The 12139-nt window shown below is 64.1% G+C and carries 13 protein-coding genes; 10 read left to right on the top strand and 3 right to left on the bottom strand.

Translation table 11 applies throughout. The annotated features are described in order from the left end of the window. Nucleotides 1–81 precede the first annotated feature (81 nt). From pgsA to LGH83_RS12875, 3 genes are read left to right on the top strand one after another with little or no spacing between them, the layout of a single operon-like run. Nucleotides 82–672 (top strand): CDP-diacylglycerol--glycerol-3-phosphate 3-phosphatidyltransferase, encoded by a 591-nt coding sequence (gene pgsA / locus LGH83_RS12885; RefSeq protein ID WP_227399021.1) that lies wholly within the window; start codon nt 82–84, stop codon nt 670–672. A gap of 4 nt (nt 673–676) precedes the next feature. Further along, nucleotides 677–928, top strand: coding sequence for a molybdopterin converting factor subunit 1 (gene moaD / locus LGH83_RS12880; protein ID WP_227399020.1), 252 nt, complete (start codon nt 677–679; stop codon nt 926–928). Between the two features lie 2 nt (nt 929–930). After that, on the top strand, nt 931–1383 hold the full coding sequence (locus LGH83_RS12875) for a molybdenum cofactor biosynthesis protein MoaE (protein WP_227399019.1): 453 nt from the start codon (nt 931–933) through the stop codon (nt 1381–1383). Between the two features lie 77 nt (nt 1384–1460). On the opposite strand, the gene LGH83_RS12870 is transcribed toward LGH83_RS12875, so the two are convergent. Beyond that, nucleotides 1461–1742 (bottom strand): hypothetical protein, encoded by a 282-nt coding sequence (locus tag LGH83_RS12870; RefSeq protein ID WP_227399018.1) that lies wholly within the window; start codon nt 1740–1742, stop codon nt 1461–1463. Between the two features lie 198 nt (nt 1743–1940). Between LGH83_RS12870 and LGH83_RS12865 the strand changes: the two genes are divergently transcribed. Both LGH83_RS12865 and LGH83_RS12860 read left to right on the top strand, forming a co-directional pair. Beyond that, entirely contained in the window at nt 1941–2342 is a 402-nt protein-coding gene (locus LGH83_RS12865; protein WP_227399017.1) for a hypothetical protein, read from the top strand. A 101-nt stretch (nt 2343–2443) separates the two neighbouring features. Then, the gene (locus tag LGH83_RS12860; protein ID WP_227399016.1) at nt 2444–3316 is read left to right on the top strand and encodes an aldo/keto reductase; all 873 of its coding nucleotides are present in this window, start codon (nt 2444–2446) and stop codon (nt 3314–3316) included. Between the two features lie 23 nt (nt 3317–3339). On the opposite strand, the gene LGH83_RS12855 is transcribed toward LGH83_RS12860, so the two are convergent. Both LGH83_RS12855 and LGH83_RS12850 read right to left on the bottom strand, forming a co-directional pair. Further along, nucleotides 3340–3759: a hypothetical protein gene (locus LGH83_RS12855; RefSeq protein WP_227399015.1), complete on the bottom strand. Its 420-nt coding sequence runs from the start codon at nt 3757–3759 to the stop codon at nt 3340–3342. A gap of 144 nt (nt 3760–3903) precedes the next feature. Further along, nucleotides 3904–6174 (bottom strand): hypothetical protein, encoded by a 2271-nt coding sequence (locus LGH83_RS12850; RefSeq protein WP_227399014.1) that lies wholly within the window; start codon nt 6172–6174, stop codon nt 3904–3906. Nucleotides 6175–6372: 198 nt separating this feature from the next. On the opposite strand from LGH83_RS12850, the gene LGH83_RS12845 reads away from it, so the two are divergent. Genes LGH83_RS12845 through LGH83_RS12825 form a run of 5 tightly spaced genes read left to right on the top strand, consistent with a single transcriptional unit; the run spans nt 6373 to nt 12122 of the window. Further along, entirely contained in the window at nt 6373–7485 is a 1113-nt protein-coding gene (locus LGH83_RS12845) for an NAD-dependent epimerase/dehydratase family protein (protein WP_227399013.1), read from the top strand. Continuing rightward, entirely contained in the window at nt 7482–8576 is a 1095-nt protein-coding gene (locus LGH83_RS12840) for an SDR family NAD(P)-dependent oxidoreductase (protein ID WP_227399012.1), read from the top strand. Before LGH83_RS12845 ends, LGH83_RS12840 begins: the two co-directional genes overlap by 4 nt. Beyond that, nucleotides 8573–9868, top strand: a complete 1296-nt coding sequence (locus LGH83_RS12835; RefSeq protein WP_227399011.1) for a TIGR04295 family B12-binding domain-containing radical SAM protein — start codon at nt 8573–8575, stop codon at nt 9866–9868. Before LGH83_RS12840 ends, LGH83_RS12835 begins: the two co-directional genes overlap by 4 nt. Continuing rightward, entirely contained in the window at nt 9868–10971 is a 1104-nt protein-coding gene (locus tag LGH83_RS12830; RefSeq protein ID WP_227399010.1) for a glycosyltransferase family 4 protein, read from the top strand. The genes LGH83_RS12835 and LGH83_RS12830 overlap by 1 nt, the downstream gene beginning before the upstream one ends. After that, complete coding sequence (locus LGH83_RS12825; protein WP_227401835.1) at nt 10968–12122, top strand: glycosyltransferase; 1155 nt, start codon at nt 10968–10970, stop codon at nt 12120–12122. Before LGH83_RS12830 ends, LGH83_RS12825 begins: the two co-directional genes overlap by 4 nt. Nucleotides 12123–12139 lie beyond the last annotated feature (17 nt).

Raw genomic sequence — 12139 nt, 5'->3', positions numbered from 1 at the left:
TGAGGCGCGCCGGGTCCTCGGATCATGATTTTGGCATTGTCCGAGCTTGACGCCGCCACCCTCGCCATGTTCCCTCGGATCATGGCTCTTTCAACGGTCGAGATGCGCGGACGGAACTGGAACCTGCCGAACATTTTGACCTACGGCCGCCTCGTCGCGGTTCCCGTGGTGGTCGGCGGCTTCATGACATCCGACGCGCTTTGGATGCGCTGGGCCGTTCTCGGAGTGTTTGTCGTCGCGGCCGTGACGGATTTTTTCGACGGTTATCTGGCGCGCGCCTGGTCCCAACAATCCTCTCTCGGCCGCATGCTCGATCCAATCGCCGATAAGCTCTTGGTCGCCGCGACCCTTATGGTTCTGGTCGGCAATCATTCGATTGAGGGCTGGTCGCTTTGGGCCGCCATCGTGATCCTCAGCCGTGAGATCCTCGTTTCGGGATTACGGGAGTTTCTCAGCGAACTCCAGGTGTCGGTCCCGGTCAGTCGGGTCGCAAAATACAAGACGACCCTGCAACTCGTGGCGATCGGGTTTTTGATCGCTGGACCTGCCGGTGAGGTGGTGCTGCCGGGGACGATCACAATCGGGCTCGGCCTCTTGTGGATCGCGGCGCTCCTGACGATCTACACGGGGTGGGACTACATGAAGGCCGGCCTTCGCTACATCATGGAGTAAGGGCGTGAGAGCCATCTATTTCGCCTGGGTCCGCGAGCGCATCGGCAAAGCCGAAGAAGAGCTCGATCTTCCGGCCGATGTCCTCACCGTGGCCGATCTCATGGCATGGCTCAGCCGCAAAGACGAAGGCTATGCCCATGCGTTCGACACTCCGTCGACGATCCGCGCGGCTCTCGATCATGTTCACGCCAAGCCCAACGCGCCGCTCGCGGGGGTGCGCGAGATCGCATTCTTCCCGCCGATGACGGGCGGCTAATCATGGCGTCGATCGCGGTTCAGCGCGAGGCGTTCGATGCTGCCGCAACGACGGCTGCGCTGACGGATGGGCGCACGGATGTCGGCGCCGTCGTGACCTTCACGGGTCTTTGCCGCGACGAGGCCGGAACGCTCGATGCGCTCGAGATCGAACATTATCCCGGCATGGCCGAAGCCGAGATTGCGCGCGTGGCCGCAGATGCCGAGGCGCGTTGGCCGCTTCTCGGCGTTCAAATCATCCATCGCTATGGGACCATCCTCCCGGGGGAGCAGATCGTCCTCGTCGTGACGGCCTCGGCGCATCGCGACGCGGCCTTTGCTGCGGCTGATTTCCTGATGGATTACATGAAGACGCGCGCGCCATTCTGGAAGCGAGAGCACCGACGCGATGGCTCGACCGGCGATTGGGTCGAGGCAAAAGACAAGGATGCTGCCGCGGCGGCGCGCTGGCTTTGACGATTTGCTCAATAAAAAAACTCCGGCACGATGGCCGGGGTCTCGCTTCACGTCAGCTGGAGCCGCGCGATCGACGATCAATCCTGATCGTCGAAATCGGGCGGCGGCGGGCGATGCCAATGGCGGTGATGGCGCCAGTCGTCATGGTCCCAGTGATCGCCATGACCCCAGTCGCGATGATAGCCGTCGTCCCACCGGTGGCGCCAATGATCGCCATCGTCGACGCGTCGCTCATAGCGGGGGCCGCCATCGCCGTAGCCATTGAAGCCGTAACCATAATCCTGCGCCCTAGCGGGGATCGATGCCGTCAGCATCGCGGCCGCCAAGGCGGTCAAGCCAAGTGCCTTCATGTGTCGCATCGGTGCTCCTTTTTGTGGCTGTTTGCGCGCCTTACTGCACTCAACACTCGCGCTTACGCTTGGGTTCCAAACCCCTTGGTGGCGCGTGTTCCGTCGGTAACACTATCTTAAGGATCGCCGACCGAGGGGCCTAACAGCCTTGATCTGGCCCCTTTTGGGTTGTGGAGGTACGGCCGTCAAACCGTCGATTAGGAGAGTATGATGGTGAAGTTCAACCGCGCCGGTGGCACAGCCGCCGTCGCAGCCCTGGCGCTCGCAGCTCTTGTGAGCAGCGATCTCGCGGCCTCGGCCCAAAGCGTCTATCGCCCGCTCACGGTGGGTGGCACACGTCAGCCGCGCCAAGCCTATGTTCCGGTCGCGCCGCAAGCGCCCGTCTATAACCCCTACGCCGGACCCGCGGTGTTGATCACGGCTCCGGTCGCGTTTGCCGGTCGGATCGTCAGCCTGCCGTTCGAGGCCATCAACGCCATCTTCCCGGCTCAGGGCAATTCGCCCCTGACGTTGGTGGGTGGCCCCGTGATGGCCGCAGGGCGCTTCGTGCAGCTGCCGTTCCGCGTCGCTCAGGCGCCCTTCGGCGGCCCGAACCCCTTCGCGTACTGACCAGCAGAGAACCCATCGGTCGGTTGAAAACGGCCGATGGGCTAATCAGGTAAGGGACGCGGGCGCTCCCGTCGCGCGCCCCTCACCAGAGAAACCCGCCCATGTCGCAGACCCCCTCCGCCACTGCCTCTGGCCAGTTCACCATCGGGGGTGGCATCACGGTCAACCGCCTGGGCTTTGGCGCCATGCGGATTACCGGCAAAGGCATTTGGGGTGACCCGGATGATGGAGACATGGCACGTGCCACGCTGCGCCGCGTCCCGGAACTCGGGATCGACTTCATCGATACGGCCGACAGCTATGGGCCGGATGTCAGCGAAGATCTCATTCGCGAGGTGCTGCATCCTTACAAGGACATGCTGATCGCCACCAAAGGCGGCCTCACCCGACACGGGCCGAACCTATGGGCGCCGCTTGGCCGCCCCGAATATCTCCGGCAATGCGTGTTGATGAGCTTGCGGCGGCTCGGCGTCGAGCAGATCGGCCTGTGGCAGTTGCATCGGATCGATCCCAAAGTCCCCCGCGACGAGCAATTCGGCGCCATCGCGGCCATGCAGGCGGAAGGGCTGATCCGGCACGTCGGGCTCAGCGAGGTTGGGGTCGCGGACATCAAGGCCGCGCAGAAACACTTCAAGGTCGCGACGGTGCAGAACGAATATAATCTCGTGACCCGCAAAAGTGAGGCGGTGCTGGATTTCTGCACGGCCGAGGGCATTGGCTTCATTCCCTGGTATCCACTCGCGGCGGGGAAGCTGGCGCGGCCCGGGTCTGTCTTGACCGAGATCGCGACGCGCCTCGGGGCGACACCGAGCCAAGTGGCCCTGGCTTGGGTGCTCAAGCGATCACCGGTGATGCTGCCCATCCCCGGCACGGGCAGCCTCGCACATCTCGAGGAGAATGTCGCAGCGGCGTCGATCGGCTTGTCGGATGCCGATGTGCAAGCCCTCGACCAGCAGGGCAAAACGGCCGGCTGAGGCGTCGACGTGGCCAGCGACGGTCATGACACGCGCTCGACCGTGAGATGACCGACCACCATCGGTCTCAAGCGCTTGCGAGGACCCAGAATCCTCTTGCGATTGGCATCCCAAACCGCCCAGGGCCACAGGCCTGTCGCGCATGTTCTCGGCGTCCACGGATCGAGTGCCAGCAAGGCGTGCCGGGGCAAATCACGGTAATCGGCTTCCCAGAATGGTGTCATGTCTGGCGCGAGACGAAGGCCGTGGTAGCGCAAAGCCAAGCCGATCTTGTGAACATCCGGTATGGCCGTTGCGTCCATGCCGAACAGTGATCGTCGGGCCTCACGGTCGCTGATGCCGGCCAGGATCGCCACGCAGGCGACGCCGCTCTCGCGGCGGTACCGCGGCACCGTGTTGATCAAGGCCCATGGCGTGGGCAGGTCGAGCGAGGGGTCGAGCAAGGCGTTAGGCTCCTGTTGGGTTGAAGATCGGGCAAGCGTCGGCTTTGCCCGGCCGGTGAGCGGCAGAGCGGCGAGGGCGGACATCAGGCAAGCCGGGGGCGTTCCCCGGTGAGGGGCGGCTTGCGTCGGACGGGGTTTAGGGCGTTACAGCGTCGAGGAGACGTCGAGCTTGCCGCCGCAATCGCGGATGGCTTGGTAGACGAGGCGGCGCATGTCCTTGATGAAGTCGGCCGAGGTCTCCGTCACCACGGTCGAGGCGATCGGCGCGCCGCGTTCGTAGATGGCGGCGATGCGCTGGGCTCGGTCGAACGTGGAGCCCTTACCGGAAACCTCGAAGGCGTTGCGCCAGTCGCGGAGCGGTTCCTGGATCAGCCGCCGCGCTGCGAGTTCGGTTACGTCGCGAGCGACTTGCCGCCTGATCTGCGACAGCACCGCCTCGGCCTCGTCCTCGTCCGGGTGCCGTGGCTCCCAGGCGGCGGGATGATCGAGATAGCGCGACACCTCTTCGGTCAGCCGGCCGAGGAGATCGGCGGCCGGACGCAGCGTGTCATATTCGTTGCCGATTTCTCCCGCGATCCGCCGGTTGAGCGCTCTGATGCGGGCCCAATGTTCTTTGGGGACGCTCTCGTGCGATCCGAGCCCGAGCCTGGCGGCCCAGGGCCGACGGAACGCACGGGCCGCGCCTTGCACCGCAAGGATCAAGCCGTCGGGATGGTAGACCGGATGCACCGCGATCGCGGGTTCCGGCTCGATGGCGGTCTCGAAGAACGCGAGCATGCGGCCGAGTTCGCTTTTGACACCCAGAGGCAGCTTGTCGCTCGGCTGGTCGAGTGCACCGAGCATAAAACATTGCCGGTCGATGCTGCGCTCGATGGAGCGGACGATCGGAGCGCCGAGCACGTCGCGCAGGGCCGTCAGCCCGTTGGCGACCGACGCCATGACATGCGCCCGCTTGCTCGCGAAGGTCGGCAAGTTGACGCCTTTGACGTGATCGAAATGCGTGAACGCGATGCCGAGCTTTTGCTGATGCCCGCTGGCGGCCGCAGATCGCACCACCGCCAAAGCGGAGGCCTGCATCGGCTGCTGGGCATTGTCGACCAGGAGGATCGCGTCGACATCGGCGAAGCGGCGGGTGATCTGCGTCGTAATGCTGGCCGAGACGTCGGGCGTATGGCCGAGGCCCTGCCCGTCGAGCAGCACCAGCCGGGGCCGGCTCTGCGTGAAGGTTGGGAACAGAGGCCCCCGCACCCGGATGCCCTCGACCATTGGGGTCAATAATCGCCCGAATTGCGGCGCATAATTACTGGAAAACCAGCGGATCTGACGGATGAATGCGTCCCGGTCCGCCTCATCCAGCACCCATGTGGCCGGCCATCCCGACTGATGATGGTGCAGCGTCCCGGCTCGGATGCCGTCGAAGCGGCGGCGGATCTCGTCCATGATGTCGTGAATCAGCGCGTCGAAGTCGTCGTCGTCCTGAAGTCGTTCCTCGAAGACGCCTTGGGCCTCGTCCCGCTCCGACCCTGCGAGGCGCAGCACGTCCGTATCGCGTTCCAACGACAGGGCGTGAGCGACGCGTCCACTCAAGGCGCGGATGCGATCGACGAAGGATTGCAGCATCCTGGTGTTGGCGTCGCGTTCGTCATCGCCGATCGCGCGCTCGTCCTCGATCGACGGCAAGGCGACACTCGGTTCGAAGTCCCAGTCATTCTCGTCGACCACATGCGACTCGGCGGCCCAGGAGCCAAGCGTATAGGTCAGGCGGAAACGCTGGTCGCGATGATTGAGCAAGCGTTCGGCGATCCGTTCGGTGTCGGCGCGCTCCCAGACGGCCGAACAAGCGTCCGCCACGCATTCCTCTAGATTGGCCCGCACCCAGAATTCCGAGAAAAACGTCACGACCGCCGAGAAGCCGCCGTCCGCCAGCACGACCTCGATATCCGATACCGTCGTCTTCGCCGTCGAGGTGGATGGAAACCGGTCCCGCTCGGGGTCCGAGCCGATCAGATGCCGCAGCAGGCTCGTCTTCCCGGCTCCGGTCGTGCCAACCAGCATGACGCGGGAATAGCCATCATCGGCGGTCGGTAGCGGAATGCGGTCTTCACGGATCGCCCAGGGATCGGGCCAGCCCGCCTGGATTTCGTCGTAGAACGCCGCCACAACCGGCGCCGAGAACAGGCGCGCGGCCTCTGATTGTTTGGTGGCATTCCACCAAGCCGGGTCGGCCAGGATCGCGTTCATTTCGGATGCCAGCCGCTCCGCTTCGACATCATCCGTCGTTCCGAGGCCACGCCGCATCTTGAGGCCGGGCTTGCCATTCGTATCGTTGCGGAGAGGATGGCGGAAGCTGATGCTCCAGCCGGGACGCCCTTGCGCCTTCGTCTTCGATGCCGTGTAGCGACGCTCTGCCATCATGTTGTTCCGCGTTGTTCCAACTTGGGAGTAACCGATAGCTAACCCTACGTCAACACCTGCGGAACAACGCGGTACAACGAGCCGTCGTTGTGGTATGGTTTTTTGGTCCGGCTTCCGACATTCGCTTGATCAACAATGATCCGTCGACGCAACCTGCTCTTTGGACGTGCGTTAAGCTTGACCAACAAAGGAAGTTGAATGTCAGAGACGATCCTCATCACCGGTGGCGCGGGTTTCATCGGGCGTTTTGTGGCCAAGCAACTCCTGGCACGCGGGGATCATGTCCGTATTCTCGATAATCTGATCGAGCAGGTCCATGGCGACGCGTCAGCGACATCGATCGATCCGGCGGTGGAGTTCGTCGCGGGCGATGTTCGTGACGCCGGAAAGCTCGCCCGCGTTTTGCAGGGCGTCGACAAAGTCGTGCATTTGGCGGCTGAAGTCGGTGTCGGCCAGAGCATGTATGCGATCGATCGTTATGTCTCGGTCAACGATCTCGGCACCGCGACCTTGTTTCAAGCTTTGCTCGACAATCCGGTGAAACGGGTCGTTGTCGCCTCCTCGATGAGCATCTACGGGGAAGGGCTTTATCGGGACAGCGACGGCAAGCTGCACGAAGATGTCATGCGCCAACCTCGGGTCGACGCGCAGGCGAGTTGGGATCCGCTCGGTCCCGACGGCAGGCCGATGGAGCCGGTTCCGACACCCGAATGGAAACGTCCGGCGCTGGCCTCGGTCTATGCGATCACGAAATTTGTGCAGGAGCGGCTCACCCTGACGCTCGCGCCGGCTTACGGCATGGAAGGTGTCGCGCTTCGGCTTTGGAACGCCTACGGGCCGGGCCAAGCTCTCTCCAATCCCTATACCGGGGTTCTGGCGATCTTCGCGTCGCGCCTCCACAACGGCAAGTCGCCCATCATCTTCGAGGATGGCCAACAGCGCCGCGATTTCATCCATGTGGAGGATGTGGCACGCGCCTTCCTACTGGCGCTCGACCATCCCAAGGCAGCGGGTGGCGTCTTCAATATCGGCAGCGGCGAGGATCGGTCCGTCAACGATGTCGCGACTCTCCTGGCCGAAGCGATGGGACGGCCGGATCTGAAGCCGGAGCTGGCCGGCAAAACGCGAGCCGGTGATATTCGGCACTGTATCCCTGATATCGACAAGGCGATCGAGGACCTCGGCTTTGAGCCGCTGTGTGACTTCCGCGAAGGCTTGGCCGAGCTCGCCGAATGGGTGGCCGGACAGACCGCGCAGGATCGGGTCCATGAGGCGCGTCAGGAACTCGAAGCGCGGGGATTGGTGGCGTGACCGCGTCGGCGGACCCGAGTTTGGATCGGCCGCAACGGGTCTTGGTCACGGGCGGCGCGGGCTTCATCGGGTGCAATCTCGCGCATCGCCTGCTGCGCGAGGGGCATCATGTCGTGGTGTTCGACTCGCTCGCCCGCGCCGGCACCGAGAGGAACCTCGAGTGGTTGATGGGGCAATACGGCGACCGGATCACCCCGATCCAGGCCGATATCCGCAATGATGCGCTGCTGAGCGAGGCCGCCGCCTCCGCCGATGTCGTGTTTCATCTGGCAGCCCAAGTCGCGGTGACGACCAGTCTGGTCGATCCGCTCGACGATTTCGGCATCAACATTCAGGCGACGGTGTTGCTTCTCGAAGCGCTGCGCCGCCGGCCCGTGCCACCGCCGATGATCTTCGCCTCGACCAACAAGGTTTACGGCGACCTCGGCGATGTGACGCTCGATCTGACCAACGACGCTTATGTGCCATCCGATCGCCACATTCGGGATTTTGGGATCGGCGAGGCGAGACCGCTCGACTTTCACACGCCTTACGGCTGCTCGAAGGGAGCCGCCGATCAATATGTGCTCGACTACGCCCGCTCATTCGGCATTCCGACGGCCGTGATGCGGATGAGCTGTATCTATGGGCCGCGCCAGATGGGGACCGAGGATCAGGGCTGGGTCGCGCATTTTGCCATTCGGGCCCTCGAGGACCGGCCGATCTCGATCTTCGGCGACGGATGTCAGGTGCGCGATATCCTCGACGTCTCAGATGCTGTCGCGGCCTATATCGGAGCGTGGCGCAACATCGACCGGATCAAGGGGCGAGCCTTTAACCTTGGCGGAGGGCCATCCAACGCCGTCAGCCTGCGACAACTGCTGCGTCATCTTGAGGGGCTTGTCGGGCGGCCGATCCGGATCGACACTTCGGATTGGCGCGCCGGCGACCAAAAATATTACGTGTCGGACCGGCGGGCCATTTCGGAGGCGCTCGATTTGCGTCGACCAATCGACTGGCAGACGGGTGTCGCGGGTCTGGTGGGTTGGTTGGCCGAGCAACGCGGGTTTCGCATGCCGGCTGGCATGATGCGGGAGACGCAGGAACCATGAGGGTCGCACTCGTCAATCCATGTTGGGATTTCGGCCAGAGCATTTATTTCGGTTGCCGATCGCCGCATCTGCCCCTGGAACTCGGCTATGCGAAGGCTTTGCTCGAGGCGAACGGGCACGATGTTCTGATGCTCGACGGTCACCTCTGCGAGACGCCGAACGACGAGCTCGCCGAAACCGTCGCGGCTTTCGCGCCCGACATGACGGTCGTGACCACGGCTCCGACCTATTTGTTCTGGCGATGCGCCCAGCCTGAATTGCGCGTACCGCGTGCGCTTCTGGCTGGCATCGGTTCGCGCGGCGGCCGGACTGTCGCGGTTGGGCCGCATGGCTCTGTGACGCCGGAGACGACGCTGCGAAAACTCGGCGTCGATGTCGTGGTGCGCGGCGAATGCGAGGAGATCGTGCTGCGTCTTGCCGAGGCAACCGACCTGCAGACCGTTCCATCGATCGCCTTCGCGCACGGCGCGGAAATCCGCGTTACCGGCGGCCCGCATGCGTCCGAATTCAGCAATTTGCCAGCGTTGCGCTGGCCCGATGACTGGGTGGCGCGGCATCGTCACCATCATCACCGGTTCGACCGAACCCCGGATCGGCCCGGTGCCGAGGTCGAGGCATCGCGCGGTTGCCCTTATCATTGCTCGTTTTGCGCCAAGATCGATTTCCGCGACAAATATCGCAAACGCGACTTACAGCCACTGCTGGCCGAGATCGACGGATTGATCGCGCAGGGCGTCGCCTATGTGTATTTCATCGACGAGATTTTTCTGCCCAACAAGCCCTTGCTCGACGCGCTGGTGCTTCGGCCGATCGAGTTCGGCATCCAGACCCGGATCGATCTGTGGAAGCCCGAGATGCTCGATCTGCTCGGCGCGGCAGGTTGCGTCTCGATCGAGGCGGGGGTCGAGAGCCTGACGGTCGAGGGCCGGGCGACTCTCGATAAACAATGCCGCATGACGACCGACGATCTCGCCGATCGTCTGATCCATGCCCGCCGGTCGGTGCCTTTCGTGCAGGCCAATCTCATCGAGACCGCGATGGACGATCCCGCCTTGGTGACGGCGTGGCGCGAGCAGTTGCGCCAGCACGGTGTTTGGGCCAACGACCCCGTGCCGCTCTATCCCTACCCGAGCTCCCCGGATTATCGGAAGCTGTGGGGGATGCCGGATGCGCGAGCCTGGGAACGGGCGCATGAACATTATCTGGCGCAATTCGAGGCTTTCAGCGACATCCAGGAGGAACGACCCGTGCCGCTACCGGATCTCGAAATCTTCTGCTGCTCGGCCTGCTGATGCCGACCGACCGAAGTTCCATCGTGATGACGACCGATGCGGTTGGCGGCATCTGGTCCTATTCGCTCGATCTCGGGCGTGATCTCGTCCGGCACGACATGAGGGTCGTGCTGGCGGTACTCGGGCCGGAGCTCGACGAGGATAAGCGGGCCTCGGCGGCCGATGCCGGAATCGACGTGATCGAAACGGGGCTGGCACCCGAATGGCTCGCGACACAAGCGAGCGAGGTCGAACAGGCCGGTGCGGCGCTGGCGGATCTCGCGGTCCGCGAAGGGGCAGATCTGGTTCACCTCAATCATCCGGCGCTTGCGGCATCGACGCCATTCGAGGTGCCGGTCCTCGCGGTTTGTCATTCTTGCGTCGCGACCTGGTGGGCGGCCGTCCGCGGCACGCCGTTGCCGGATGATTTCATGTGGCGCACCGACCTCGTTCGGCGTGGATACCGATCCGCATCGACCTTGGTGGCGCCGACGCGCGCCTTTGCCGAGATGACGCAACGGGTCTACGGTTTGGCGGCGCTTCCCGAGGTCGTCTACAACGGACGCGTCGCGCCAGAGGCGCTGGTCGCGACGCCTCCGCTCGATGCTGTGTTCACGGCCGGCCGCTTGTGGGACGATGGCAAGAACCTCGGCTTGCTCGATCGCGCGGCGGGCCTGCATCATGTGCCGTTTCGCGCGGCCGGGCCGACCGATGGACCGAACGGCGCACACGCGTCATTCGAGCGGATCGAGATGCTCGGACCCTTGCCGGAAGCCGCCATGCGCGCCGAATTTGCCGCGCGCCCTCTCTATGCGTCGCCGGCTTTATACGAGCCCTTCGGCCTTGCGGTGCTTGAAGCGGCGCAATCGGGTTGCGCCCTGGTGCTGAGCGACATCGAGAGTTTCACCGAACTTTGGCATGATGCCGCTCTCTTCGTGCCGACCGATGATCCCGAAGCCCTGGCGGCCGCCATCGGCCGGCTCTTGTCGGATCCGGCGCTCCGGGCCGACTATGCCGAGGCGGCGCGCAACCGATCGCGGGTGTTTGGTCTGGAGCCCTTCTCCCGGGAGATGATGCGTCTCTACCGGTGCTTGATCGACCCGCCGAGGGCTATGGCGTCGTGAAAATTGCCTATTTCACGCATTCGCTCGCCGCGTGCTGGAACCATGGCAACGCGCATTTCCTCCGCGGTGTATTGAGCGAGCTGATCCGGCAGGGTCACGATGTTGTGGCCTACGAGCCCGTCAACGCCTGGAGCCTCGATAACCTCTTGCGGGATGCCGGTGAGACCGGGCTCGACGCCTATCGCAGCGCTTATCCGACCCTCACCTCGACCAGCTATGGGCCAGAGGCCGATCTTGAGGCCCTGTGCGATGGCTCCGACGTCGTGTTGGTACACGAATGGAACGATCCGGCCGTTGTCGCCGGGATCGGGAGGCTGCGCCGGGCAGGCGCAGCCTTCACGCTGCTGTTTCACGATACGCATCATCGCGCCGTCAGCGATCCTGAGGCGATCCGCGCCTTCGATCTCGACGCCTATGACGGGGTCCTGGCGTTCGGCGAAACACTGGCGGCCGTCTATCGACGCTGGGGCTGGGGCGACCGTGTCGTCGTTTGGCACGAGGCCGCCGACACGGCGGTGTTCCGACCGCCAGCCCAGGAGGGCGAGCGTCGTGGCCTCGTCTGGATCGGCAATTGGGGGGACGGCGAACGCAGCGCGGAACTCGAGACGTATCTTTTCGGCCCAGCGCAGGCGCTCGATCTTGGCCTCGATATCTTCGGTGTTCGCTATCCCGCCGAGGCACTCGCGACGCTGCGGCGCTACGGAGCGGCCTATCACGGTTGGCTCCCGAATGCCGCCGCGCCCGGCGTCTTCGCTCAGTATCGGGCGACCGTCCATGTGCCGCGACGGTTCTATACCGACAGGCTGCCGGGTATCCCGACCATCCGCGTGTTCGAAGCTCTCGCTTGCGGCATTCCACTCGTTTCGGCGCCATGGTCGGACAGCGAGGGACTTTTCGATGTCGGGCAGGATTTCCTCATGGCCCGCGATGGTGCCGAGATGGCGAAACATCTCAAAGCCGTTCGCGATGATGCGTCGCTGCGTCGGTCGCTCGTCGAGCATGGGCTTGCGACGATCAGAACGCGACACTCCTGCGCCCACCGCGTCGATGAATTGCTCGCGGTCGTGGCTCGCTGGCGGACCGGTGCCGAGGCGCTTTCGGGCCCTCTCGATCGATCGTCCGGGCCGCCGTCGGCGCAACCGAACCCATGATGGCAACGCAACCGGCG

The sequence above is a fragment of the Lichenihabitans sp. PAMC28606 genome, assembly GCF_020616535.1.
Lineage (GTDB): Bacteria > Pseudomonadota > Alphaproteobacteria > Rhizobiales > Beijerinckiaceae > Lichenihabitans > Lichenihabitans psoromatis.
The sequence above is the reverse complement of the archived record's forward strand: the minus strand, read 5'-3'. Positions and strand labels throughout refer to the sequence as shown.